This is a genomic window from Diaphorobacter sp. ED-3 (assembly GCF_027625375.1).
Classification (GTDB): Bacteria; Pseudomonadota; Gammaproteobacteria; order Burkholderiales; family Burkholderiaceae_C; genus Diaphorobacter; species Diaphorobacter nitroreducens.
In genome coordinates, this window is record NZ_CP115182.1 from 3,239,534 (window position 1) to 3,263,440 (window position 23,907).

Below are 23,907 nucleotides of genomic sequence, written 5' to 3' on the forward strand. Positions count from 1 at the left end.
CGCACAGGCGTCAGTGCGCTGCTGCGGGCTGCGCCTGCGGCGCGTCGCCGTAGCGGGACTGCAGCGCCTCCACCGGCATGGGGTGCGCCAGCAGGTAGCCCTGGTACACGTCGCAGCCATGCAGCGCGAGAAAGCTGCGCTGTTCCTCTGTCTCTACCCCCTCGGCCACCACTTCCAGATCCAGGTTGCGCGCCATGCCCAGGATGGTCTGCACCACCACATCGTCGCTGCGACTCTCGCCCAGGTGGTGCACGAAAGTGCGGTCGATCTTCAGCCGATGCAAGGGCAGCCGCGTGAGGTAGGCCAGTGAAGAGTAGCCCGTGCCGAAATCGTCCACGGCGAAACGCACACCCTTGGTGCGCAGCTGGTGCATTTTGGCGATGGAGTCTTCCACGTCCTCCAGCACCAGGGATTCGGTAAGTTCCAACTCCAGCCGGTGCGCCGGTGCGCCGCTGCGCAGCAAGAGTTGCGACAGCTGCTCCACGAAGTCGGGGCTGCGGAACTGGCGCGCGCTCACATTCACGCTCAGCGACAGCTCGCGCAGCCGCGGCGATGCCTGCCAGCGCGCCAGCAGCTCGCAGGCGCTGGCCAGCACCCAGCGGCCCAGGGGCACGATGAGCTCGCTGTCCTCCGCCACGCCGATGAACTCCGCAGGCAGCACCAGGCCGCGCTCCGGGTGCTGCCAGCGCAGCAGCGCCTCGACCCCCACCACGGCGCCGTCGCGCGTGAACTGGGGCTGCAGGTGTAGCAGGAACTGCCCTTCGCGCAGCGCATCCTGCAGGTCCGACTCCAGCCGCGCACGCGCGCTCAGCGCCACCTGCATGCGAGGGTCGAAGAAGCACACCGCGTTGCCGCGCTGCGCCTTGACCTGGTACATGGCGATGTCCGCCTGCTTGAGTACTTCGGCCGCAGTCTGCAGCACGCTGCCGAACAGCGCGGCGCCCACGCTGCAGCTGCCGTGGTAGCTCTGTCCCGCGATCGGATAGGGCTGCGCCAGCAGTTGCACGACCTTCTCGGCCACGGCGCGCACCTGCTCGCGGGCGCGTTCCGCCTCGGTCGCCAGGCCGGCCAGCAGCACCACGAATTCGTCCCCGCCCAGGCGCGCCACGATGTCGCCCACGCGCACGCCGCTTTCCAGGCGGCGGGCGACCTGCTGCAACAGGTAGTCCCCGATCTCGTGGCCCAGGGTGTCGTTGAGGGTCTTGAAGTGGTCCAGGTCGATGAACAGCACCGCGCCATGCGTGCCCGTACGCACCGCCGATGCGCTGGCATCGCCCAGCTGATCCAGCAGCAGGCGCCGGTTGGGCAGGCCGGTGAGCTGGTCGTAGAACGCCAGGTGTTCCACCTCGGCCGTGGCCAGCCGCAGGTCGGTCACGTCGTGGTAGATGATGACCACGCCGCCATCGGCCGTGGCGCGCTCGGTGATCTGCACGTAATGGCCGTTGGGCAAAAGCTGCTCCACCCCGCCTCGCGGCGTGCACTGCTGCTGCAGGCGCTCCTCCACCCACGCGCGCTTTTCCTCCGCGCTCGCGCCGGGCAGGTGGTAGTGCACAGTCGTCTCCAGCACGCGGCGAAACGGCACGCCCTCCCCGATGGTGCTGACGAGCCAGGGGAACATCTCCTCGAAGCGCAGGTTCCACTGCACCACGCAGCGCTGTGCGTCCAGCAACACGAAGCCGCTCACCATGGCTTCGAGCGCCTGGTCCAGCGTGGCCTTGGAGCGCGCCACCACCCGCCGCGCACTGTGCATGCGCCGCAGGTACTGGGCGACCACGCTTCCCGCGGCCACCACCGTGGCCGCAAACAGCAGCGCGCCGAACAGCACCGTCAGCGCCTCCTGCCGCCAGCCCGCCAGCGCCGCGTCGCGCGGCAGGCTGACGGTGGCCCACAGATCGGGGTAGATGAGCGGACGCGCCACCACCATGGCCGGTTTGCCCGACAGCCGCGCGCTGGCCTGCCATGCGTGCACGCCATCGTCCGCGCTGCCTTCCTGCAGGGCCGGCGCTGCGCGCTCCTGCCGCTCCACGGTCCCCTGTGGCGCCTCCACGCCCAGCAGCAGCACGCCTTGCGTGCGCTCCAGCGTCACTTCCATGTCGGGAACCTCCAGCCCCTGCATCAGCACCGCCACCAGCGCTTCCGTCGGCACCTGCGCGACGACCAGCAGCGGCGTGCCGTCGCCCATGCGCAACTGGCGCGCCATGTACAGCACCCGCTCGGAACTGGTAGGACTCACCACGGGTTGGCTGACGGACAGCGTGGCCACCGCGGGCGCGAGGGCGGCCGCCAGGAAGCCCTCGGGCAGCTCCACGCCGTCCAGTTCGCCGGTGGACGCCGAAGATGCCAGCACGGCGCCCCGCGCATCGAGCAGCGCCACGTAGCGCAGCAGGAGGTTCTGCCGCGCCACGCCGCGCAGCAGCGTGTCGGCACCCGCCACGTCAAGGCCCGCACGGTCGCGTGCGCGCAGGGCCAGCAGCTCTTCCGTATGCGCCAACAGCACGTCGAAAGAGAGCAGCGTGCGGTTCATGCCCGCCTCCGCCCCCGCGGCAAAACGGGTGACGCGCGCCTCGGCAACGTCCAGCGCGTCCGCACGCGTATGCCACAGCAGCACGGCCACCGCCACCGCCAGCCCTGCGAGCAGCGCAGCCACCACCCCCCAGGTGATCAGGTGCAGGCGCCTGCCGGGCGTGGGCTTCATGGCTGCACCGGCGCACTCATGCGGCGCGCAGGACCGATGGTGCGATCCCAGATATCACGGCAGCGGGCTCCGCAGCGCCGGACCCAGCGCGGCAGCACCACGGTGTTGAAGATGGTCTCGCGCCGCGCCTCGTCCTGCGCGCGCACCGGCACCAGCGCCATGGCGCCCTGGCGCCCCGTGGTGCAGCTGGGGCTCCCGACATTGCAGGCCAGGCCCTGCTCGGTCTCGCCCTGGGCACTGAGCCACACGGCCGTCTCCAGCTTGGGCAGCTCGGCCTGCAGCAGCTGGCGCAGATCGGCGGGCAGCGCCTGCCAGGCCGCGCGATTGGCCGCAAACACCGCCATGCCCCAGCTGATGGGCATGGGGTAGAGATAGGCCGCATGTGCGTGCAGACCAAGGATGTTGCCCGACATGCTGGCGGTGACGGCGCATTCGCTGGCGCCCGTCTCCATGCTCTTGACCACCTGTGCGAACGGCACGCGCTGGGGCTTGGCGCCCAGTGCCGCAAAAAAGTCGCCCTGCGCGGCCGAGGACACCCGCACATGCCGTCCGCGCAGGTCATCCAGGCCCAGCAGCGGGTCCTTGCAGAACAGCACCTGCGCCGGGTAAACGTAAACCGCCAGCAGCTCCACGCCATGCTCCTCGCGCAGGGCTTTCTCCAGGTACGGACGGAAGGCCGCGAGCGAAGCGCGCAGCGTCGCCAGGTCCGGATTCAGCCCCGGCAGGTCCACGGCGGTGTACTGGGGGTACTGTGCCGACAGGGAGCTCATGAGCACCGTGCCGAAGGGCACCACGCCCAGTTGCAAGAGGCGCAGCATCTCCATGCCCGGAACGCCGGCACGGTCGAAGGGCACGATATCGGCGCGGTAGCGGCCCTCGCTCAGGCGCGGCAAATCGCGCGTCCAGAAGGGCGCCTCCAGTTGCGTGTACTGCGTGACGCCGGCCAGCCCTCCCACCACGCGCAGGCGCAACGGCGCGGCATCGGCCGCGGGCGTGTCCGGCGCGACGGCGTGCGCGGCCGCGCACAGCAGCGCCGCGCCCCACAAGGCCAGCCGCCCGCGCAGTGCGGGGCAGCGCATCCGTCGTCCCAGCAGTTGCATGCAACACCCTTTCGGCACCTGAGCCCTGCAGCCGCCCGCCCCCATCGCGGCGCGGGGCATGGCGGGCGGTCGGCGCGTTCTCGCCCGTTGTGGTCTGGCGCGTTCCTCAGAAGGTGCCGGGATAGGCACCGCCGTCGGCCAATACGTTCTGCCCCGTCATATAGCCCGCGTGCACGCTGCACAGGAAGGCGCAGATTGCGCCGAACTCCTGCGGCGTACCAAAACGGCGCGCCGGGATGGCGCCTTGTTGCGCGCGGCGCACTTCATCGAGGCTCTTGCCGGTCTTGCCGGCCGCGGCCTGGAGGGTGCCCGCGAGCCGGTCGGTATCGAACTTGCCCGGCAGCAGGTTGTTGATGGTGACGCCCTGCGCGGCAATGGTGCTGCGCGCCACGCCGGCCACAAAGCCGGTCAAGCCGCTGCGCGCGCCATTGGACAGGCCCAGGATGTCGATGGGGGCCTTCACTGCGCTGGAGGTGATGTTGACGATGCGGCCAAAGCCCCGCTGCGCCATGCCGTCCACCGTGGCGCGGATCAGTTCGATGGGCGTGAGCATGTTGGCATCCACCGCGCGCATCCAGGCATCGCGGTCCCATTCGCGGAAATCGCCGGGCGGGGGGCCGCCGGCGTTGGTGACCACGATGTCGAAGTCCCGGCCCGGCCCGCCAGCTATGGAAAAAACGGCTGCGCGCCCCTCTGGGGTGGTGATGTCGGCTGCCGCAGCCAGCACCGTGGGTTGGTTGCCATTTTGGCCTCTAACGCCCGATGCATCTGCGCCAACAGCTATCAAATCAGAAGCAGTGCGCTGCAATTCACCGGCATTGCGGGCGTTGATCACCACGTTCACGCCCTCGCGCACCAGGGCCTCGGCGCAGCCGCGGCCCAACCCCTTGCTGGCCCCGCAGACCAGCGCCCATTTACCCGCGATACCCAGATCCATACCGTGCTCCATCGCCGCCGGAGGCGGTTCCTGCAAAACAATTTGAAACGATCATAGTGGACACTGCCCACACCCGCATCAGGACCACCGCCCGCGTCGAACACCGCGCGGGGCACGAAAACCCGTCCTCCGTCCCAGGGAATGACCATCAACCGAACCGTCAGATGCGCGCGGCCATGACGGGTGTTGCACCGATCATGCTCCTGTGTGCCACCATGCCAGGGCCCGTGTGTTGGAAGGCGATTCTCTTAGGCGCGCCTGAGCAGCGGCTGCAGCGCCGTCGGGTGCCGCCCAGGCAGCCGGCGCTGGCGTCCAGTACCTGCTCCTTCAGCGCGTTCACCCGATGCGTCGCCGCACCAGCCCGCCACTGTAGACGAGATACACCGCACCGCCCGCCAGGAAGACCGGCGACCGCGGCATCGCAGCGGGCGGGCACCGCGCGGCGGTTGTCGGCGCGACACGCGGCTGCGTAGCCGGCAGCTACGTTGGAGGCAGGCCGGAACGCGCCCCCCACCAAAGCATCCCTCACCCTTCCAACGCTTGTCGCCCAAGCGCCACCAGCGCCCCTTTCAGGAGCATCTGCGCCACTACCCCGTTGCCGCCACGCATAAAAAAAGCGCCCCGGAAAGGGGCGCCTTGCAAGGGGTGCCCTGGCACATGCCAGGGCGGCCATCTGCGTCAGTCCTCGACGAACGCTTCCTCGCGCTTCTTGCTCACCGCGGGCAGCAGCACGATGACCAGCAGCAGGGCCGCGGCCGCCAGCAGGCCGGCAGAGATGGGGCGCGTGACGAACACGCTCCAGTCGCCACGCGACAGCAGCAGCGCACGGCGCAGGTTTTCTTCCATCATCGGGCCCAGGATGAAGCCCAGCAGCAAGGGAGCGGGTTCCACCCCCAGCTTGTAGAACAGGTAGCCGATGAAACCGAATCCGCCCACCATCCACACGTCGAACGTGTTGTTGTTGGTGGAGTACACCCCCACCGCGCAGAACAGCACGATGGACGGGAACAGCCAGCGATAAGGCACGGAGAGCAGCTTGATCCACATGCCGATCAGCGGCAGGTTCAGGATCACCAGCATGGCGTTGCCGATCCACATCGAGGCGATCAGGCCCCAGAACAGCTCGGGGTTGCTGGTCATCACCTGCGGGCCGGGCTGGATGTTGTGGATGGTCATGGCACCCACCATCAGCGCCATCACGGCGTTGGGCGGAATGCCCAGCGTCAGCAGCGGGATGAAGGAGGTCTGCGAACCCGCGTTGTTGGCCGACTCGGGAGCCGCCACGCCGCGGATGTTGCCCTTGCCGAACGGCACTTCGCCGGGGTGGAGCTTGGTCTTCTTCTCGATCGTGTAGGCCGCAAAGGCCGACAGCAGCGCGCCGCCGCCGGGCAGGATGCCCAGGGACGACCCCAGGGCCGTGCCGCGCAGCATGGCGGGGAGCATGCGCTTGAAGTCCTGTGCCGTGGGGAACAGGCCGTGCACCTTGGCGGCAAACACTTCGCGCTCGTCGTCGGGCTTGGACAGGTTGGCGATGATTTCGCCGTAGCCGAACACGCCCATGGCGATCACGGTGAAACTGATGCCGTCGGTCAGCTCGGGGATGTCAAAGCTGTAGCGGGCCACGCCGGAGTTCACGTCCGTGCCCACCAGGCCCATCAACAGGCCCAGCACGATCATGGCGACGGCCTTGAGCAGCGAGCCCGAAGCGAGCACCACGGCACCGATCAGGCCCAGCACCATCAGCGAGAAGTACTCGGCGGGGCCGAACTTGAAGGCCACTTCCGTCAGCGGGGGCGCAAAGGCCGCCAGGATCAGCGTACCCACGCAGCCCGCGAAGAACGAGCCGATACCGGCAGCGGCCAACGCTGGGCCCGCACGGCCCGCGCGCGCCATCTGGTAGCCGTCGATCACGGTCACCACGGAGGACGACTCGCCCGGCAGGTTCACCAGGATGGCGGTGGTGGAGCCGCCGTACTGCGCGCCGTAGTAGATACCTGCCAGCATGATCAGCGCTGCCACGGGCGGCAGCGCGTAGGTGGCCGGCAGCAGCATGGCGATGGTGGCCACGGGGCCCACGCCGGGCAGCACGCCGATCAGCGTGCCCAGCAGACAGCCGATGAAGCAGTAGATCAGGTTCTGGAACGTAAACGCGACGCCAAAACCCATCGAGAGGTGTTCAAACAATTCCATGGTCTAGATCTCCGAATCAACCCACGATGAAGCTAGGCCAGACGGGGAACTGCAGAGCCAGCCCCCAGATGAATGCCACGTAGCTGCCCACGGCCAGGATGGTGGCCAGGATGAACACTTCCTTGAAGTGGAACTGGTTGCCCGCCAGGCTGGCCACGAAAGTCAGGCCGTAGATGGCAACGATCAGGCCCATGGCCGGCACGCCGAAGCTGGGCAGGCCCGCCAGCAGCACGCCGAACAACAGGTTGGCGGAAATGATGAAGAAGATCTGCTTCCACGCCCACTTGCCGATCTTGTCGCCGTCCACCGTCTCGACCACGGTGGCCTTGAACATGATGGCCGCGCCGATGATGCCCAGCAGAATGCCCAGCATCAGGGGGAAGTAGCCCGGTCCCATGCGGGCGCCGGTTCCTACGCTGTAGGTGGTGGCGCCCCAGGCAAAGCCACCGCCGACGACGAGGAACATGAGGCCGGAAAAGAAATCTTTCTGACTCTTGATTTTCACGAATGTCTCCCAAAAGGAACGCGACGGGCGATTGTGGAGTGTCGGGCAGCGTTTCTCGATGTGGATTCCACCTACCGGTAGATACAAGTTTTCCCTAGAGGCAACACCCCAGGACCTACCCTTCGGCGCGACACCCATCGCTGCGCGACGTCGGGGCGGCGCGAGGCCGTGGTCAGGCCGCGCCTGCGCCGCTGGAGCGCGCGGAAATACCTTTTTCCACAGCGCTCTGAGGGAAGGACGCGCGCCCGGTGCATACGGTGGAACGGCGCATCTGCTGCGCCGCGATGGCAGAGGTCGAGGCGCTACTCCAGCGGCGGGGTGGCGGCGATGACTTCCTCGAACGTGGTCACGCCTTCGGCCGCGCGCAGCGCGCCCGCCAGGCGCAGCGGGCGCATGCCGTCCTGCACGGCCTGGCGGCGCAGCGCGTCGATGGAGGGCGATTGGTTCACCTGGGTCTTGAGCGCCTCGCTCACGGTGAGCAGTTCATAAAGCCCCATGCGGCCGCGAAAGCCCGTCATACGGCACTCCACGCACCCCACGGGCTTGTAGGCGCGATAGCCCCCGTTGATCTTCCAGGGGCGGATCATGTCGGCCAGCGCCTCGGGGTCGGCCGCCTCGTCCACCTGCCGGCAGTGCCGGCACAGCGTGCGCACCAGGCGCTGCGCCAGCACCCCCAGCAGCGTGGCGTTGATGAGGTACGGCGGCACGCCCAGCTCCATGAGGCGCGTGACGGCGCTGGGTGCGTCGTTGGTGTGCAGGGTGGAGAACACCAGGTGGCCGGTGAGCGCGGCCTGCACGGCCATGTCGGCGGTGGCCAGGTCACGGATCTCGCCCACCATGATCACATCCGGGTCCTGGCGCATGAGGGCACGCAGCCCTTCGGCGAAGGTGAAGTCCAGCTGCGGCTGCACCTGCGTCTGGTTGAAGCTGGGCTCGATCATCTCGATCGGGTCCTCCACCGTGCTCACGTTCACCTCCTCGGTGGCCACGCGCTTCAAGGTGGAGTACAGCGTGGTGGTCTTGCCCGAACCCGTGGGCCCGGTCACCAGGATGATGCCGTGCGGGCGCTTGACGAGTTGCTCCCAGCGCTGCGCATCGTGCGCGGTGAAACCCAGCGCGTCCAGGTCCTTCACGGCGTTGTCGGGGTCGAAGATGCGCATCACCATCTTTTCGCCGAAAGCGGTGGGCAGCGTGGACAGGCGCATTTCCACCTCGTCGCCACGCGGGTTGCGCGTCTTGATGCGGCCGTCCTGCGGGCGGCGCTTTTCCACCACGTCCATGCGGCCCAGCAGCTTCACGCGCGCCACCATGGCATTGAGCACGCCCATGGGCATCTGGTAGACGGCATGCAACACGCCGTCGATGCGAAAGCGGATCACGCCCTGCTCGCGGCGCGGCTCCAGGTGGATGTCGCTCGCGCGCTGGTCGAAGGCGTATTGCCACAGCCAGTCCACCACGCGCACCACGCCCTGGTCGTTGGCGTCCAGCTGCTTGTTGGTCTTGCCCAGCTCCACGAGCTGCTCGAAGCTGCTGCCCGCGGCGCCGCCGCCGGCCTTCTGCGCCTCGCGCACCGACTTGGCCAGCGCATAGAACTCCGCCGTGTAGCGCGTGATGTGCTGGGGGTTGGCCAGCACGCGCCGTACCGTGCGCCGAGACTGGCGCTCCACCTCGGCCACCCAGTCATGCAGGAAGGGCTCGGCCGTGGCCACCACCACCTCCTTGGAGGTCACCTGCACCGGCAGCACCTTGTGGCGCTCGGCGTAGCTGGCGCTCATGGCGTCGGCCACACGGCCCACGTCCACCTTCAGCGGGTCGATGCGCAGAAACGCCAGGCCGCAGCGCTGGGCCACGTATTCGGTGAGGATGTCCACGTCCAGCGGCTTGCCGTCGCTCGCGCGCAGCATGGCCACGTTGCCCAGCCGCACCAGCGGGTGCTGGCTGCTTTCGGCCTGCGAGCAGCGTGCGATGGTGCGCTGCGCCTGCTCGGCGGTGATCACGCCATCGGCACGCAGCCAATCGACGATGAGCCGCCACTGCAACGGGCCGGTGGGCCCGCCGGCGGCCGTGGGGGGGGATGCGGGCAATGCTTCGGCAGTCATGGTGCGAGTGGCGGCAGAGGTCAGGCGACCGGTTTGAATACGCGCAGCCACTTGGTGGCCGGCAGGTCCCAGCGGGCCTGCACGCTTTCGGCGCGGGCCAGCAGCTCGGCACGTTTAGGCCGCGTGGGCGTGCGCTGGGCCAGCACCACGGTATTGCCCTCGCGCGTGGGCTTGAAAGCCCAGAGCGCGTCGGCGCCAAAGGCCTCGGCGAGCTTGTCCAGGCTGCGCTCGTAGCTGGAGGCGCGGCCGAACAGGTTCACCGTGAGGCAGCCGTCCAGCGTCAGCAGCGCACGGCAGTCGGCATAGAACTCCGCGCTGTCCAGCACTGGCGCAGCGGCCTCATGGTCGTACAGGTCCACCGCCAGCGCGTCCACCGTGCCGTGCCATTCGGGCTTCTTGATTTCCTGGGCCGCGTCGGCCAGCACCACACGCTGCATGGGGCCGTCGGGCGGCAGCTTGAACCAGGCGCGGCAGACGGCCTCCACGCGCGGGTTCAGCTCGACCACGGTGCAGCACATGCGCAGCTTCTTGCGGCAGAACTTGGTGATGGCGCCGGCCCCCAGGCCCAGTTGCATGGCGTGGCGCTTGGCCACGCTGGCGGGCTCCACGAACAGCAGCCAGGCCATCATGCGTTGCACGTACTCCAATTCGATCTCGAACGGCTGGGCGATGCGCATGGAGCCCTGGATCCACGGCGTGCCCAGGTGCAGATGGCGCACTTCGCCATCATCGGAGACGCTCACCTCGGGCAGTTCGGTGACGGCGGTTTTCTTGCGGGTCAAATCGTTATACCAATCCAAAAGTCGCCAGGGCCTCGCCCCAGGCGTGCAGTTTTTTCTCGAAGCTCCACGACGCGTTGGCCGGGCTGGTGGATGGCAGGCGCAGCGATGGCATCGGCGCATCTGCCTTCAGCCCCAGGCTGGCGCGCACGGCCTTGGCGTGGCGGAAGCTTTCCCCGCCATTGTGGGCGATGGCGGCCAGCCCCGGCGCGCGGGCATGCAGGCCGGCGAAGTCGTTGACCTGCGCGTTGCGGATGCTGGTATCCAGGCTGCCCTCGCGCTCGCAGGCGGCATACACGTCCCACAGGCCCAGGCCGCGGGCCAGCAGCCAGTCGCAGCGCGCGGCGTACTGGTCGCGGCCCGGCAGCGGATGCTGCGGCCACAGCGCCGCCAGGATGCGCCAGAAGTGGTTCTGCGGATGGCCGTAATACTGCTGCGCGGCGAGCGACGCCACACCGGGGAAGCTGCCCAGCACCAGCACCCGCGTGCCGGAGCCCACCACGGGCGGCAGGCCGACCAGACGACCGGCAGACAGCACTACCGTTTTTTTCTGCGCAGCCACCGGCCCTCCATTACTATTGTTTGTATAGCTGCTAGCGCTTGCTGCATAAGCCTTTGAGCCCGAAAGCACTCAAACCTATGCCAACAGTTCAGCCAGCCGTGGCAACGCTGCGCAAGCGTTGGCGCGCGTGGCATGGGCCAGTTCTGTGCTGGAGATGCCGCGCAGCTGCGCCACCACCGCACCGATGCGCGGTAACTGTGCAGGCGTGTTGCGTGCGGGCGGGCGGCCAGCGGCGCGCTCGGCCGCGGTCACGTAGAGCCAGTGCGGCGGAATGTCGGGCGCATCGGTCTCCACCACCAGCGCGTCCAGCGGCAGTTCGGTGGCCAGGCGGCGCAACTGCAGCGCACGGTCGAAGGTGACCGCGCCGCCAAAGCCCAGCTTGAAGCCCAGATCGATGAAGGCCTGCGCCTGCTGCAGGCTGCCATTGAAGGCATGGGCGATGCCGCCGCGCACCGGCAGCTCGCGCAGCGCCTTGAGCAACTGGTCCGCCGAGCGGCGCACATGCAGGATAACGGGCAGGTCGAACCGGCGCGCCAACTGCAGCTGCGCCCGGTAGAAGTGCTGCTGGCGCCCCAAATCCAGATGGGGCACGAAAAGGTCGAGCCCGATTTCGCCGACCGCCACCAGCCGCGGGTCGTCCTGGTACTGCTCCAGCGCGCGCGCCAGGGCGGGCAAGTCTTCGTCGCCGGCGACGGGAGTGAACAGGGGATGGATGCCCAGCGCATAGCTGTCGCCGTGGCGGTGCGCCAGGTCCCGCACGGCCTGCAGATTGGCGAGTTCCACCGCGGGCAGCACGCAGTGGGCCACGCCGGCCTGCGCGGCGCGTGCACGCTCGGCATCTGCGAGCGCTGCGCCGCCGTGATCTGCAAATTCATCCAGGTGGCAATGGGTGTCGATCCAGACGTCCATGCGCCGGATCATGCCACCGCACGCCCCCAGCGCCGGCCCGCAGTGTCTCAGTGCGTTTCAGCGCCAATACTCTGCGGATCGGTCGGCGGCGCATCGGCGCCGCAGGAGCTGCTGTGCCCCATCAGCCCTTCTTGCTCAGCGGGCAGGTGTTCATGCCCAGCAGCGAGTACGCAGGGCAGGTGCCCGCCAGGCCGGTCAGCAGTGGCACCACGCCCAGCCAGCCCCACCAGCCCACGGTGCCCGTGGCCGCCAGGCCGATGAGCACCAGACCCACCGCGATGCGCAGCCCGCGGTCCCAACCCCCAACGTTGTGTTTCATGACACTTCTCCTAGTTGACGAAAAAAACGGTACCTCTGCGCAGCGACGCGGCCGCTCAGGGGCAGAAGATGTCCTTGAGCGCAGCCACGAGCTTTTCCGCCGCCGGGTCGGCAATGCGGTAGTACAGAGTCTGCGCGTCGCGGCGGAAGGTCACCAGCCCCTCATCGCGCATGCGCGCCAGGTGCTGCGACAGCGCGGACTGGCTCAGGCGCACCTGCTCCAGCAGCGTGCCCACGGAGGCCTCGCCCTGCTCGATCAGCAGGCACAGCACGAGCAATCGGTGTTCGTTGCCCACCGCGCGCAGCAGCGCAGCGGCGCGCGCGGCGCCCTGCTGCATGAATTCCAGGTCGGCGGTAGTGGCCACCTGCGCTCCTTGTTGATAAATATCTAAATTAACGTATGCTAATTTAGTAGATACTAATAAACATGTCAACAGCGCCGAGCAGGCGCATTCCTTTCACCACCAGGAGTTCCACCATGACCTCGTCCACCGACTACAAGGCCCTCACGCGCGAAATCTCTAGCAACGTCAGCGAGCTGCGCAACAGCGTTCCGCAGGTGATGCAAGGTTTCAACGCGCTGGGCAAGGCGGCTCTCGCGGGCGGCGCCATCGACGCCAAGACCAAGGAGCTGATCGCGCTGGGCATTGGCGTGGCCGCGCGCTGCGATGGCTGCATCGGCTTTCACACCCAAGCGCTGGCACGCCTGGGCGCCACGCGCGCCGAGGTGCACGAGGTACTGGGCATTGCGGTGTACATGGGCGGCGGGCCCGCCCTAATGTACGCAGCCAATGCCGTGGCCGCGTTCGACGAGTGCGCCCCCGCGCAAGCGCCCGCCGCGACGGCCTGATCTACTATTGAAAATATAGCTGCCAGCGCTTGTCCAGCAATCGCTGGAGGCCTTTTTTAGCTCAAAGCACCGGAGACCAAGCGCACGACGCGGTCGCACCGCGCGGCCAGCGATTCATCGTGCGTGACCATCACGAAGGCAGTGCCCTGCTCGCGCGCTAGCTGCAGCATGAGGGCGAACACGGCATCAGCGGTCGCACGGTCCAGGTTGCCGGTGGGCTCGTCGGCCAGCACGCAGGCCGGCTGCGTGACCAGCGCCCGCGCAATGGCCACGCGCTGGCGCTCGCCACCCGACAGTTCCGCCGGGCGATGGTGCACACGCTCGCCCAGGCCCACGGCCTGGAGCATGCGCACCGCCCGCTCGATGCACTGCGCGTACGGCTCGCGGCGGATGCGCAGCGGCATGGCCACGTTGTCCTGGGCGCTGAACTCGGGCAACAGGTGGTGGAACTGGTAAATGAAGCCCAGGTGCGCATTGCGCAGGCGCCCCTGCTGCGCGGGCGATAGCGCCTGCAGCGCCTGCCCCTGGAGCGTGACGGTGCCGGCGCTGGGCGCGTCCAGCCCCCCCAGCAGATGCAGCAGCGTGCTCTTGCCCGAGCCCGACGCCCCCACGATGGCCAGCGTCTCGCCGGCGTGCACTGCCAGATCCACGCCCTTGAGCACGGTGACGTCCAGCCGGCCCTCGGTAAAGCGCTTGGTCAGGCCTTGCGCCTGCAGCACCACTTGCCCATTACTCATAGCGCAGCGCCTCCGCGGGGTTCACGCGGCTGGCGCGCCAGCTCGGGTACAGGGTGGCCACGAAGGCCAGGATCAGGGAAATGACGGCAATGGGCGCGATGTCGCTGCTTTGCGGGTCGCTGGGCATCTTGCTGATGAGGTAGATGTCCTTGGGCAGGAAGCTGGCGTTCAGCGCCCGCTCGATGGCGGGCACGATCACGTCGATGTTGAAGGCCACGCCCAGGCCCAGCAGCAGGCCGGCCAGCGTGCCGATCACGCCCACCATGGCGCCCTGCACCATGAACACGCCCATGATGCTGGCGGGGCTGGCGCCCAGCGTGCGCAGGATGGCGATGTCCGCGCGCTTGTCGGTCACGGTCATCACCAGCGTGGACACCAGGTTGAATGCCGCCACCGCGACGATCAGCGTGAGGATGATGAACATCATGCGCTTTTCCAGCTGCACGGCCGCGAACCAGGTGCGGTTCTGCTGCGTCCAGTCGCGGATCAACAGATTGCCCGAGAGGCTGTGCGCCAGTTGCTGCGTGACTTCGGGTGCGTCATGCAGGTTCTTGAGCTTCAGGCGCACGCCGGTCGGCCCTTCCAGGCGGAAGATGCGCTCGGCATCCTCGTGGTGCAGCATCACCAGCGCAGAGTCGTATTCATAGTGGCCCGAATTGAAGGTGCCCGCCACCGTCATCTGCTTGAGGCGCGGCACCACGCCCGCAGGCGTGACCTGGCCGGCCGGTGCGATCAGCGTGACCGCATCACCCGCGCGCACGCCCAGCTGGCGCGCCAGTTCGCTGCCCAGGATCACGCGGAACTCGCCCGGCACCAGGGCCTTCAGGCCCTCCAAATTCTCGGCGGCCAGGTCGGTCACCTCGGCCTCGTGCGCGGGGTCGATGCCGCGCACCAGCGCGCCCTTCATGTCCTCGCCACGCGCCAGCAGCGCCTGGGCGGCGACGAAGGGCGCGGCGCCCACCACGTTCGGATTGGCCCGCGCCTCGGCCAGCGTGCGCGGCATGTCGGGCAGCGCTGCTCCGCCCGGCGCGAAGATCTCGATGTGCGAGACCACGCTGAGCATGCGGTCGCGCACCTCTTTCTGAAAGCCGTTCATCACGGACAGAACGATGATGAGTGCCGCCACCCCCAGCGATATGCCCAGCATGGACACGCCCGAGATGAAGGAGATGAAGCCGTTGCGCCGCGTGGCCCGGCCTGCCCGGGTGTAGCGCCAGCCCAGGGCCAGTTCGTAGGGAATTTGCATGGAAGCGCGATTGTGTCATCGACCCGGGCCCGCGGCGCGGGCCCAGGGCAGCAACGCGCGGCGGCCTCAGCGCAAGCCGGGTGCCGCAGGGGCTGACGCGCCAAGGCCGCCTGCCCTGCGCGGCGCCGGCCCGCGGCTCAGCGGCCCGTTTCCGTCAGATAGGCCTTGCGCGCAGCCACCGCGGTGTCGGCGAAGTCGGAGAACACACCATCCACGCCCAGGCGGTAGAACTGCAGGTACTCGGCCTGGGGGTCGCCTTTGTAGTCGAAGGCCAGGCGGCGGTTTTCGTTGCGCATGGTCCAGGTGTGGACCATCAGGCCCAGCTTGTGTGCGTCGGCCACGAGGCTGGTGGGAGTGCTGCTGGAAGCGTCGGCGTAGTTGACCGCGCCATCCTTGTTCACGTCGACCATCTTGCCGTCGGCGCCAAAGGTGCCCTTGACCGGCACGATGTAGGGCTTCCAGGGGCCCACGCCGTCGGCGTACTTGGCGATCTCGGCCAGGCCCGCCGGCGTGACCATGGAAGCGAACAGGTCCTTGCGGCCCGCGCGTGTCCAGTCGTAGGGGCGGTCATATGGCGCCTCGAAGGTGACCGCGCCGGTCTTGAAGTCGTAGTCGTTGCCATCCACCAGCTGGATGAGGCGCAGCTGGGTCTTGGTGCGCAGGTACTTGAGGTTGGCCGTCTCGAACGACTGCAGGATGACCGGCGAATCCTTCTTGGTGTAGCCGTACTCGGCCAGGATGGCCAGCAGGCGGTCTTCGAGCTTGAGGCCCGCATCTTCATGGTAGGTGGGGTGCTTGGTCTCGGGATAGACGCCGATCACGCGGCCCACCTTGCCGCCCTCGGTCTTGGCCAGGTCCAGCACCTCGCGCAGCGTGGGGATCTGGAACTTGCCGTTATAGGACTGGTCGCGCTCGGCCAGCGGCTGGATGGCGCGCAGGGTCTTCAGTTCCGCCAGCGTGAAGTCGGTGGCGAACCAGCCTTCTTCTTCCACGCCATCGACCATGCGCTTGGTCTTGCGGCTGGCGAACTCGGGGCGGCTGGCCACATCGGTGGTGCTGGTGATGTTGGGTTCATGGCGCGCCACCAGGTGGCCGTCCTTGGTGGCTACCAAATCGGGCTCGATGAAATCCGCCCCCATCTGGATGGCCAGTGCATAGCTCTCCAGCGTGTGGTCCGGGCGGTAGCCCGAGGCGCCGCGGTGCCCCACCACGAGCGGAGCCTGGCCGCTCAGCGTCGGCAGCGGTGCGGGGTCGTCGCCGCCGCCACAGGCGGTCGCCAGCAGGGAGGCACTCATCGCAATGATCAAGGGAAGACGGTGAGAAGACATGGGCATCCTTGGCCGTAAAAGTGAGCGATCCAGTCTCTGTTGCACTTGTGACGCTTGCATGACGCTGTGGGTTTTGCGCCCACCGTCATCGGGTGCATCCGGGACAATACACCCCTATGTCGGACATGCCCCATTTACTCATCCCGCTGGCCGCCAGCCCGGCCCAAGGATGCCAGCAGGCGCTTGAAGGCCTGGAACTGCCCCAGTTGGACCGGCTGTTGGCCCGCCTGTCCAGCACCGGCCTGGACGCCGGCGCCGAGACGGACTTCGCCCCGCCCCACGAACGCGCCCTGGCCCGCCACCACGGCCTGCCCGCCACCAGCGAGGGCACCACGCCCTGGGCCGCGTGGCACCAGCACCAGCAGGTCAGCGCTCCCCATGCGGCCACCAGCGCCTGGGCCTTCATCACCCCTTGCCACTGGCAGGTCGGTGCCGACCATGTCACGCTGGGCGACCCGGCGCGGCTGCAGCTGGACGAGGCCGCCTCGCGTGCGCTGCTGGCCATCGTGGCGCCCTGGTTTGCCGAGGACGGCATCACGCTCGCCTACGACCAGCCGACGCGCTGGGTCGCGCAAGGTGCAGTGTTCAACAACCTGCCCACCGCGTCGCTGGACCGCGTGATACAGCGCGACGTGCGCGCCTGGATGCCCGACCCCGCCCGCGCGCGCCTGCTGCACCGCCTGCACAGCGAGATGCAGATGCTGCTGTACACCCACCCCTTCAACGACGCACGCGCGGCCCAGGGCCTGCCGCCGGTCAATGCCTTCTGGGTGCACGGCGCAGGCGCCCTGCCCCAGCCACCCGCCCCCGTGCCGGCGCCCGAGATGCCCACCACCCTGCTGGACGCTGCGCTGCGCGAGGACTGGCACGCCTGGCGCCAGGCCTGGGCCGCGCTGGACGCTGGCCCCGTGGCGCGCCTGGCCGCGCATGTGGCGGGCGGCGGCGCGGCGCGCCTCACGCTGTGCGGCGAACGCGGCGCACAGTCCTGGCATACGGCGCCGCGCAGCCTGGGCCAGCGCATTCAAAGCCTTTTCAAGCCCCAGCGCTTTTCCAGCGTGCGCGAGCAGCTATGAAAATAGTAGCAAGAGACATCCCACCGCGCGTGGTCTGGGCGCTGGAGCAGGCCGGCGTGCACCCGCTGCTGGCACGCCTGTACGCGGCGCGCGGCATCCGCGCCAAGGAGGAGCTGGACGACGCCCTCGCCCGCCTGCTGCCGCCGGACACCCTCATGGGCGTGCAGCAGGCCGCGGCGCTGCTGGCCGACGCCATCAGCCAGGACCGGCGCCTGCTCATCGTCGCCGACTACGACTGCGACGGCGCCACCGCCTGCGCGGTGGGGGTGCGCGGCCTGCGCCTGCTGGGCGCACGCCATGTTCAGTATTTGGTGCCCGACCGCGTGGTGGACGGCTACGGCCTCACCGCCTCCATCGCGCAGCGCGTGCACGAGCGCGGCGCCGACGTGCTCATCACCGTGGACAACGGCATCGCCAGCATCGAGGGCGTGGCGCGCGCCAAGGCGCTGGGGCTGACGGTGCTCATCACCGACCACCACCTGCCAGGCTCCGAACTGCCCGCGGCCGACGCCATCGTCAACCCCAACCAGCCCGGCTGCGGCTTCGAGAGCAAGTCCATCGCCGGCGTGGGCGTGATGTTCTATGTACTGATGGCGCTGCGCGCCGAGCTGCGCGCGCGCGGCGTGTTCGACAAGGCCACGCAACCCAAGCTGGAGCCGCTGCTGCCGCTGGTGGCCCTGGGCACCGTGGCCGATGTGGTGCGCTTGGACAACAACAACCGCCGCCTGGTGGCGCAGGGCTTGAAGCGCATCCGCGCCGGCCAGATGCAGGCCGGCATCCAGGCCCTGTTCGACGCCGCCGGGCGCAAGGCCCCCGTCGCCACCACCTTCGACTTCGGCTTTGCCCTTGGGCCCCGCATCAATGCCGCGGGGCGCCTGGCCGACATGACGCTGGGCATCGAATGCCTGCTGACCGACGACCCGGCACGCGCCGCCGACCTGGCCCGGCAACTGGATGCCATCAACCGCGAGCGGCGCGAACTAGAGGGCGGCATGCGCGAGCAGGCCCTGCTGCTGGCGGAGAGCCTGTTCGACGAAGGCGAGGAGCCGCCGCCCGCCATCAGCGTGTTCGACCCGGACTTTCACGAGGGCGTGGTGGGCATCGTGGCCTCGCGGCTCAAGGACAAGCTGCACCGCCCCACCTTCGTGTTCGCTGCCAGCAGCGCGCCGGGCAAGGAGCATGAGCTGAAGGGTTCGGGGCGGTCCATCCCCGGTTTTCACCTGCGCGACGCGCTGGACCTGGTAGCCAAGCGCCACCCCGGCGTGATCCTGAAGTTCGGCGGCCACGCCATGGCGGCCGGCTGCACCGTGGCCGAGGAGCATTTCGACCTCTTCGAGCAGGCCTTCGCCCAGGTCGCACAGGAATGGCTGGATGCCGCGACGCTCACGCGCCGGCTGGAAACCGACGGCCCGCTGGCCCCGGAATACTGTCGTGCGGAACTGGTGGACACGCTGCACCGGGAGGTCTGGGGCCAGGGCTTTGCGCCGCCTACCTTCAGCGAGGAAGTGCAGGTGCTGAGCCAGCGCCTGGTGGGCGAGGCGCGCAACCACCTGTCTATCAAGCTGCTGCACCAGGGCCAGCCCGTGGACGCCATCTGGTTCGGCCACACCGACCCGCTGCCCGAACGGGCGTTGCTGGCCTTCCGGCTGGACGTGAACGAGTGGCGGGGCGAGCGGCGGGTGCAGTTTCTGGTGGAGGGACTGGAGTCGCCTGCAATGTGAACGGGCGAGCAACTGTGGTCCGGGGAGGCAACAGCCTCGAGTGCAGAAAACAAGCGTTCAAGCGGCGGCTTGGTGGGCATGCTGGTGTCTGCGCTCATTGACCAGATTGTGGAAACCTAGGCAGACCGCAGCGTGCAGATCGCCGAAGTCGCAAACGGCCGACTGCTGTATGCCGGCCGTCCGGGAGGACTATTGCATGGGCCTCGCTCTCCCAAGTACGGAGCAGACAGCAAGCCATGACCACGTAACGTCCAAAGCGGCGTATAGATGGCGAAAAGCGCGGCACAGGCCGCGCTTTTTTTGTTTCACGATGACTCCAGCCCGACATTTCGCTGGACTGCGCTGTAGCCCGATACAGCAGGTTTATCAATAACTTACGCGCGTCCATCATATGCCGGTGCTTTCTGAAACCTGACCCGCTTTCCCCTCGCGCCGCTCCTATCTGGCTCCTGGAATCGGGTCGTTCCAAGGAGTCATCATGGCAAAGATCAAGCTCACGAAGACCGCCGTAGAGGCGGCACAACCCCAGGCCACGGCCATCGAACTGCGGGATACCGTGGTGCCTGGATTCCTCTGCAAGATCACCCCGGCGGGCCGTCGGGTGTTCATGCTCCAGTACCGCACGAACGCCGGGGAACGCCGCAAGCCCGCCTTGGGTTTGTTCGGGGAACTGACTGTTGAACAGGCCCGCGTCATGGCCCAAGACTGGCTGGCCGAGGTTCGCCGGGGCGGCGACCCCGGCGGCGCCAAGGCCGAGGCGCGCAAGGCGCCTACGATGGCCGAGTTGTGCAAGAAGTTCATGGAGGACTACTCCAAGAAGCGCAACAAGCCCAGCACGCAGGACGGCTACCAGGGCGTCATCGACCGCTGCATCGTCCCGCTGCTGGGCCGCAAGAAGGTGCAAGACGTGAAGCGGCCCGACATTGCCGGCCTGATGGAGAAGCTGGCCTACAAGCCGACCGAAGCGAACAAGGCTTTCGGCGTGCTGCGCAAGATGTTCAACCTGGCCGAAGTGTGGGGCTTCCGCCCGGACGGCACGAATCCGTGCCGCCACGTTCCGATGTACCCGCCTGGCAAGGAAACCCGGCTCATCGTGGACGATGAACTGGTGCGCGTCTTCCGCCAGTTGGAGAAGCTGGAAGTGGAGGGACTGGAGAACTACGTCATCCCGCTGGCGATCCGGCTGCAATTCGAGTTCGCTGCGCGTCGCTCCGAAATCTGCCCGCTCGAATGGGATTGGCTGGATTTCGAGGGGCGGCGAGTGAAGTGGCCTGACAGCAAGACCGGCGGCATGTCCAAGCCCATGAGCGCGGAAGCCTATCGGCTGCTTTCGACGGCTCCGCGTCGGGAGGGCTGCCCCTATGTCCTGCCTTCGCCCAACGACCCGGACAAGCACCTGACCTTCGGCGAGCACTACGGCGGCTGGTGCCGAGTGCTCAAGGCCGCTGGCGTGCCGCACGTTGGCACGCACGGCATCCGCCACCGCTCGGCGACGGACATTGCCAATTCCGGCGTCCCCATCAAGGTCGGCATGGAGCTGACCCAGCACAAGACCGTCGCGCAGTTCATGCACTACGTCCACACCGAGGACAAGCCCGTCCGCGATGCGGCCGAGCTGGTAGCCAGCCGGCGGCAGGCCATCACGGGTGCGCGGCAGAGTCAGCCGCAGGAGGCAACAGCATGAACAGCAAGAAATCGGCCGCAGTGGCGGTCAAGCCTGCCGCCTTGCCTGCCGGCTACGCCGGCATCCACGGCGGCATCGTGGAACTGCTCGACGCTGCACGCCGTGCAACGGCGCGCAGCGTCAATGCGCTGATGACCGCCAGCTATTGGGAAATCGGCCGCCGCATCGTGGAGGCCGAGCAGCAGGGCAAACGCCGCGCAGGGTACGGCGAGCAGTTGATCGAACGGCTGTCTGCCGACTTGACTGCGCAGTTCGGGCGTGGGTTCAGCCGCCCGAACTTGCAGCAGATGCGGTCGTTCTTCCTGACCTGGCCAATTCGCCAGACAGTGTCTAGCGAATCTTCTCTAGCGCCGTCGCAAGGGCATTTCCTGCTGGCGCAGGGCCGCCCTGGGCGGCTGGACGAACTGGCCCATGTCTTCCCCTTGCCGTGGTCGGCCTATGTGCGGCTGCTGATGGTCAAGGACGACCACGCGCGCCAATTCTACGAAGCCGAAGCCCTGCGCGGCGGCTGGAGCGTGCGCCAGCTCGACCGGCAGATCGGCAGCCAGTTCTACGAGCGCACGGCGCTGTCGAAGAACAAGGCGGCGATGCTGGTCAAGGGCGCCGTGCCGAAGCCGGACGATGCCGTGACGGTCGGTGATGCGATCAAAGATCCGTATGTGCTGGAGTTCCTCGACCTCAAGGACGAGTATTCGGAATCCGACCTCGAACAAGCCTTGATTCGACGGCTGGAGGATTTCCTGCTGGAGCTTGGCGACGGCTTCACCTTCGTCGGGCGGCAGCGTCGCTTGCGCATTGACCAGACGTGGTATCGCGTCGATCTGCTGTTTTTCCATCGGCGCTTGCGCTGCCTGGTCATCATCGACTTGAAGCTCGGTGCGCTGACGCATGCCGATGTGGGCCAGATGCACTTGTATTGCAACTATGCGAAGGAACACTGGACGTTCCCCGAGGAAAATCCGCCCGTGGGCCTGATCCTCTGCGCCGACAAGGGACACGCCTTGGCGCGGTACGCGCTGGAAGGCTTGCCCAATAAGGTGATGGCGGCGAACTACAAGATGGTGCTGCCGGATGCCGAAGTGCTGCAAAAGGAACTGGAGAACACGCGGCGGCTGATCGAATCTCGCGTGACCATGCTTCCCAAGAAGCGCAAGCAATAACCGGGCGTCTCGGCGTGCCGCCGTCGGGCTCGCGGGCTGCGCCCCGCGCTTCGTGCCGAATCGCGGCCATCCGGCTTTGATCCCTGACGCCTTCGGCCCTTGCGGGCCTGCGCGCTGCGCTTGCTCAAAGGCAGGTGTGTGCAGTGGGCGGGGTGTGGGCGGTCTTGCTGTTCCCTTCACCGTATCACGGCGTTCTCGCCGTCAAGGGCAGCGCGCGCTTTGGCGCGCTTGCGTCCTGGCGGCCGTCTGCGACCCCTGACTGCTTGCGCTGCGCCGTGCTCCCGACGGTTCCGGGCAATTCCGCCCGAGCAACCGGAGCACGATTATGTCGCAACTGTCCTTTTCCTCGTTCGATGTCTCGCTGATGGTGCGCGATGCGCAGGGCCGCTACCTGCTGGCGACGACTGACCAGATTCTGGAGGCTGCGCGCCAGGCCATTGAGCACAAGATGCAGCGCGGTGAAGCGTTCAGTTCGCCGGCGGCGGTCAAGGAGTACCTGTGCGCCAAGCTGGCGGGCTTCGAGCATGAGGTGTTCGCCGTGCTGTTCCTCGATACGCAGCATCGCCTGATCGAATACGTCGAGATGTTCCGCGGCACCATCGACAGCGCATCGGTGCATCCGCGCGAAGTGGTCAAGGAGGCGCTGCGGCTCAATGCGGCGGCGGTCATCGTTTCGCACAACCATCCGAGCGGCAACCCCCAGCCGAGCAGGGCCGATGAGGCGCTGACCCAACGGCTCAAGGAGGCGCTGACGCTGGTGGACGTGCGCGTGCTCGATCACATCATCGTGGCCGGGAGCCGCACCGCGTCATTCGCCGAACGCGGCCTACTTTGATCCTTGGGGGCTTCGGCCCCCTTTTTGCTGCGACGGTGGTCAGATCGCCGCTTGATTGACGCGCCGGCTCAGTGCCTCGGCGCTTTCCTTGCGCTCGCTGTACCTGTCCACGAGGTACGGCGCCACGTCGCGCGTGAGCAGCGTGAACTTCATCAACTCCTCCATCACGTCCACGATGCGGTCGTAGTAGGCCGAGGGCTTCATGCGCCCGGCCTCGTCGAACTCCTGGTACGCCTTGGCGACCGAGGACTGGTTGGGGATGGTCAGCATGCGCATCCAGCGGCCCAGCACGCGCATCTGGTTCACGGCATTGAAGGACTGCGAGCCGCCCGAAACCTGCATCACCGCCAGCGTCTTGCCCTGCGTCGGGCGCACCGCGCCGACGGACAGCGGAATCCAGTCGATCTGCGTCTTCATCAATCCGGTCATCGCGCCGTGGCGCTCGGGCGAACTCCACACCATGCCTTCGGCCCACTGCGCCAATTCGTGCAGTTCCTTGACCTTGGGGTGATCGGCCGGTGCGTCGTCCACCAGCGGCAAGCCCGAGGGATTGAACATGCGCGTCTCGCCGCCGAGCGCGCGCAGGATGCGCGCCGCTTCCTCGGCGGCCAGGCGGCTGAACGAACGCTCGCGCAGCGAGCCGTAGAGCAGCAGGAAGCGCGGCGCGTGCGTTGCGCGCTCGGGTGTCAGCAGTCGCTGGGTATCGGGCTGTTGGAACAGCGCGGTGTCGATATTGGGCAGGTCGATTCTGATTTCAGACACGGCGACCTTCCGCGTCCACGACCGCTTCGCCGTCCTCCTTGTTGAACGCGCCGCGCTGCGGCTGCGGCAGGATGTCCAGCACGGCCTCCGAGGGGCGGCACAGGCGCGTGCCCAGCGGCGTGACCACGATGGGGCGATTGATGAGGATGGGGTGCTGGAGCATGAAGTCGATCAGTTGCTCGTCGCTCCACTTCGGGGCATCGAGGCCCAGTTCCGCATAGGGCGTGCCCTTCTCGCGCAGCACCGTGCGCACCGGCACGTTCATCGCGGCGATCAACGCCGTTAGCGTTTCGCGGTCAGGCGGTGTCTTCAGGTACTCGATGACCGTGGGCTCTTCGCCGCTGTTGCGGATCAGGGCCAGCACGTTGCGCGACGTGCCGCAGTCGGGGTTGTGATAGATCGTGATGTTGCTCATGG

General features: G+C 67.7%; 23 protein-coding genes. 7 read left to right on the forward strand and 16 right to left on the reverse strand.

Features of this window, described 5'->3' with window-relative positions:
- Nucleotides 1–10 precede the first annotated feature (10 nt).
- The 11 genes from PCQ86_RS15725 to PCQ86_RS15775 all read right to left on the reverse strand — a co-directional run bounded on the left by PCQ86_RS15725 (nt 11) and on the right by PCQ86_RS15775 (nt 12,432).
- Complete coding sequence (locus PCQ86_RS15725) at nt 11–2,695, reverse strand: bifunctional diguanylate cyclase/phosphodiesterase (protein WP_270174169.1); 2,685 nt, start codon at nt 2,693–2,695, stop codon at nt 11–13.
- Complete coding sequence (locus tag PCQ86_RS15730; protein WP_270175459.1) at nt 2,692–3,774, reverse strand: TRAP transporter substrate-binding protein; 1,083 nt, start codon at nt 3,772–3,774, stop codon at nt 2,692–2,694. The genes PCQ86_RS15725 and PCQ86_RS15730 overlap by 4 nt, the downstream gene beginning before the upstream one ends.
- Before the next feature lie 127 nt (nt 3,775–3,901).
- Nucleotides 3,902–4,732 carry an SDR family oxidoreductase gene (locus tag PCQ86_RS15735; RefSeq protein WP_270174170.1) on the reverse strand — a complete coding sequence of 277 codons (831 nt, stop codon included), beginning with the start codon at nt 4,730–4,732 and terminating at the stop codon, nt 3,902–3,904.
- Between the two features lie 678 nt (nt 4,733–5,410).
- Complete coding sequence (locus tag PCQ86_RS15740) at nt 5,411–6,922, reverse strand: tripartite tricarboxylate transporter permease (protein WP_011806516.1); 1,512 nt, start codon at nt 6,920–6,922, stop codon at nt 5,411–5,413.
- Nucleotides 6,923–6,938: 16 nt separating this feature from the next.
- A complete protein-coding gene (locus PCQ86_RS15745; protein WP_123676247.1) occupies nt 6,939–7,427 on the reverse strand; it encodes a tripartite tricarboxylate transporter TctB family protein in 489 nt (162 codons plus the stop codon).
- A gap of 302 nt (nt 7,428–7,729) precedes the next feature.
- Nucleotides 7,730–9,526, reverse strand: a complete 1,797-nt coding sequence (locus PCQ86_RS15750; protein WP_011806518.1) for a GspE/PulE family protein — start codon at nt 9,524–9,526, stop codon at nt 7,730–7,732.
- Nucleotides 9,527–9,546: 20 nt separating this feature from the next.
- Nucleotides 9,547–10,308: a spermidine synthase gene (locus tag PCQ86_RS15755; protein WP_270174171.1), complete on the reverse strand. Its 762-nt coding sequence runs from the start codon at nt 10,306–10,308 to the stop codon at nt 9,547–9,549.
- Nucleotides 10,309–10,312: 4 nt separating this feature from the next.
- A complete protein-coding gene (locus PCQ86_RS15760) occupies nt 10,313–10,843 on the reverse strand; it encodes a DNA-deoxyinosine glycosylase (protein ID WP_103737203.1) in 531 nt (176 codons plus the stop codon).
- Nucleotides 10,844–10,942: 99 nt separating this feature from the next.
- Nucleotides 10,943–11,776, reverse strand: a complete 834-nt coding sequence (locus PCQ86_RS15765; protein ID WP_196995822.1) for a TatD family hydrolase — start codon at nt 11,774–11,776, stop codon at nt 10,943–10,945.
- Nucleotides 11,777–11,897: 121 nt separating this feature from the next.
- Nucleotides 11,898–12,095, reverse strand: a complete 198-nt coding sequence (locus PCQ86_RS15770) for a YgaP family membrane protein (protein WP_011806522.1) — start codon at nt 12,093–12,095, stop codon at nt 11,898–11,900.
- Between the two features lie 55 nt (nt 12,096–12,150).
- Complete coding sequence (locus tag PCQ86_RS15775) at nt 12,151–12,432, reverse strand: ArsR/SmtB family transcription factor (protein WP_172209352.1); 282 nt, start codon at nt 12,430–12,432, stop codon at nt 12,151–12,153.
- Nucleotides 12,433–12,572: 140 nt separating this feature from the next.
- Here PCQ86_RS15775 and PCQ86_RS15780 point away from each other — a divergent pair, with 140 nt between their 5' ends.
- A complete protein-coding gene (locus PCQ86_RS15780) occupies nt 12,573–12,944 on the forward strand; it encodes a carboxymuconolactone decarboxylase family protein (protein WP_011806524.1) in 372 nt (123 codons plus the stop codon).
- A gap of 56 nt (nt 12,945–13,000) precedes the next feature.
- Here the strand turns inward: PCQ86_RS15780 and lolD are convergent, their stop codons facing one another.
- The 3 genes from lolD to PCQ86_RS15795 all read right to left on the reverse strand — a co-directional run bounded on the left by lolD (nt 13,001) and on the right by PCQ86_RS15795 (nt 16,255).
- Nucleotides 13,001–13,681, reverse strand: a complete 681-nt coding sequence (gene lolD / locus PCQ86_RS15785; protein WP_047349873.1) for a lipoprotein-releasing ABC transporter ATP-binding protein LolD — start codon at nt 13,679–13,681, stop codon at nt 13,001–13,003.
- Nucleotides 13,674–14,927: a lipoprotein-releasing ABC transporter permease subunit gene (locus PCQ86_RS15790; RefSeq protein WP_011806526.1), complete on the reverse strand. Its 1,254-nt coding sequence runs from the start codon at nt 14,925–14,927 to the stop codon at nt 13,674–13,676. The genes lolD and PCQ86_RS15790 overlap by 8 nt, the downstream gene beginning before the upstream one ends.
- Before the next feature lie 137 nt (nt 14,928–15,064).
- Nucleotides 15,065–16,255, reverse strand: coding sequence for a glycerophosphodiester phosphodiesterase (locus PCQ86_RS15795; protein WP_270174172.1), 1,191 nt, complete (start codon nt 16,253–16,255; stop codon nt 15,065–15,067).
- A 116-nt stretch (nt 16,256–16,371) separates the two neighbouring features.
- On the opposite strand from PCQ86_RS15795, the gene PCQ86_RS15800 reads away from it, so the two are divergent.
- The 6 genes from PCQ86_RS15800 to radC all read left to right on the forward strand — a co-directional run bounded on the left by PCQ86_RS15800 (nt 16,372) and on the right by radC (nt 22,728).
- The gene (locus tag PCQ86_RS15800; RefSeq protein WP_270174173.1) at nt 16,372–17,328 is read left to right on the forward strand and encodes a phosphoglycerate mutase; all 957 of its coding nucleotides are present in this window, start codon (nt 16,372–16,374) and stop codon (nt 17,326–17,328) included.
- On the forward strand, nt 17,325–19,049 hold the full coding sequence (recJ, locus tag PCQ86_RS15805; protein ID WP_270174174.1) for a single-stranded-DNA-specific exonuclease RecJ: 1,725 nt from the start codon (nt 17,325–17,327) through the stop codon (nt 19,047–19,049). The genes PCQ86_RS15800 and recJ overlap by 4 nt, the downstream gene beginning before the upstream one ends.
- Before the next feature lie 12 nt (nt 19,050–19,061).
- Nucleotides 19,062–19,169: a GNA1162 family protein gene (locus tag PCQ86_RS15810; protein ID WP_084002017.1), complete on the forward strand. Its 108-nt coding sequence runs from the start codon at nt 19,062–19,064 to the stop codon at nt 19,167–19,169.
- A 358-nt stretch (nt 19,170–19,527) separates the two neighbouring features.
- Nucleotides 19,528–20,733, forward strand: coding sequence for a tyrosine-type recombinase/integrase (locus PCQ86_RS15815; RefSeq protein WP_059400224.1), 1,206 nt, complete (start codon nt 19,528–19,530; stop codon nt 20,731–20,733).
- Entirely contained in the window at nt 20,730–21,893 is a 1,164-nt protein-coding gene (locus tag PCQ86_RS15820) for a PDDEXK nuclease domain-containing protein (protein ID WP_009523253.1), read from the forward strand. Before PCQ86_RS15815 ends, PCQ86_RS15820 begins: the two co-directional genes overlap by 4 nt.
- A 325-nt stretch (nt 21,894–22,218) precedes the next feature.
- Nucleotides 22,219–22,728, forward strand: coding sequence for a RadC family protein (gene radC, locus PCQ86_RS15825; protein WP_009523254.1), 510 nt, complete (start codon nt 22,219–22,221; stop codon nt 22,726–22,728).
- 39 nt (nt 22,729–22,767) lie between these two features.
- Here the strand turns inward: radC and arsH are convergent, their stop codons facing one another.
- Both arsH and arsC read right to left on the reverse strand, forming a co-directional pair.
- Nucleotides 22,768–23,490, reverse strand: a complete 723-nt coding sequence (arsH, locus tag PCQ86_RS15830) for an arsenical resistance protein ArsH (RefSeq protein ID WP_009523255.1) — start codon at nt 23,488–23,490, stop codon at nt 22,768–22,770.
- A complete protein-coding gene (arsC, locus tag PCQ86_RS15835) occupies nt 23,483–23,905 on the reverse strand; it encodes an arsenate reductase (glutaredoxin) (protein ID WP_009523256.1) in 423 nt (140 codons plus the stop codon). Before arsC ends, arsH begins: the two co-directional genes overlap by 8 nt.
- Nucleotides 23,906–23,907: the final 2 nt, after the last annotated feature.

Excerpts from the sequence above, each read along its gene's own strand:
- PCQ86_RS15770 (WP_011806522.1), bottom strand. The coding sequence starts at position 12,095 with ATGAAACACAACGTTGGGGGTTGGGACCGCGGGCTGCGCATCGCGGTG.
- PCQ86_RS15725 (WP_270174169.1), bottom strand. The coding sequence starts at position 2,695 with ATGAAGCCCACGCCCGGCAGGCGCCTGCACCTGATCACCTGGGGGGTG.
- PCQ86_RS15765 (WP_196995822.1), bottom strand. The coding sequence starts at position 11,776 with ATGGACGTCTGGATCGACACCCATTGCCACCTGGATGAATTTGCAGAT.
- radC (WP_009523254.1), top strand. The coding sequence starts at position 22,219 with ATGTCGCAACTGTCCTTTTCCTCGTTCGATGTCTCGCTGATGGTGCGC.
- PCQ86_RS15800 (WP_270174173.1), top strand. The coding sequence starts at position 16,372 with ATGTCGGACATGCCCCATTTACTCATCCCGCTGGCCGCCAGCCCGGCC.
- PCQ86_RS15815 (WP_059400224.1), top strand. The coding sequence starts at position 19,528 with ATGGCAAAGATCAAGCTCACGAAGACCGCCGTAGAGGCGGCACAACCC.
- lolD (WP_047349873.1), bottom strand. The coding sequence starts at position 13,681 with ATGAGTAATGGGCAAGTGGTGCTGCAGGCGCAAGGCCTGACCAAGCGC.
- PCQ86_RS15820 (WP_009523253.1), top strand. The coding sequence starts at position 20,730 with ATGAACAGCAAGAAATCGGCCGCAGTGGCGGTCAAGCCTGCCGCCTTG.
- PCQ86_RS15750 (WP_011806518.1), bottom strand. The coding sequence starts at position 9,526 with ATGACTGCCGAAGCATTGCCCGCATCCCCCCCCACGGCCGCCGGCGGG.
- PCQ86_RS15740 (WP_011806516.1), bottom strand. The coding sequence starts at position 6,922 with ATGGAATTGTTTGAACACCTCTCGATGGGTTTTGGCGTCGCGTTTACG.
- PCQ86_RS15730 (WP_270175459.1), bottom strand. The coding sequence starts at position 3,774 with ATGCGCTGCCCCGCACTGCGCGGGCGGCTGGCCTTGTGGGGCGCGGCG.
- PCQ86_RS15735 (WP_270174170.1), bottom strand. The coding sequence starts at position 4,732 with ATGGATCTGGGTATCGCGGGTAAATGGGCGCTGGTCTGCGGGGCCAGC.
- arsC (WP_009523256.1), bottom strand. The coding sequence starts at position 23,905 with ATGAGCAACATCACGATCTATCACAACCCCGACTGCGGCACGTCGCGC.
- PCQ86_RS15775 (WP_172209352.1), bottom strand. The coding sequence starts at position 12,432 with ATGCAGCAGGGCGCCGCGCGCGCCGCTGCGCTGCTGCGCGCGGTGGGC.
- PCQ86_RS15795 (WP_270174172.1), bottom strand. The coding sequence starts at position 16,255 with ATGTCTTCTCACCGTCTTCCCTTGATCATTGCGATGAGTGCCTCCCTG.
- PCQ86_RS15790 (WP_011806526.1), bottom strand. The coding sequence starts at position 14,927 with ATGCAAATTCCCTACGAACTGGCCCTGGGCTGGCGCTACACCCGGGCA.
- recJ (WP_270174174.1), top strand. The coding sequence starts at position 17,325 with ATGAAAATAGTAGCAAGAGACATCCCACCGCGCGTGGTCTGGGCGCTG.
- PCQ86_RS15780 (WP_011806524.1), top strand. The coding sequence starts at position 12,573 with ATGACCTCGTCCACCGACTACAAGGCCCTCACGCGCGAAATCTCTAGC.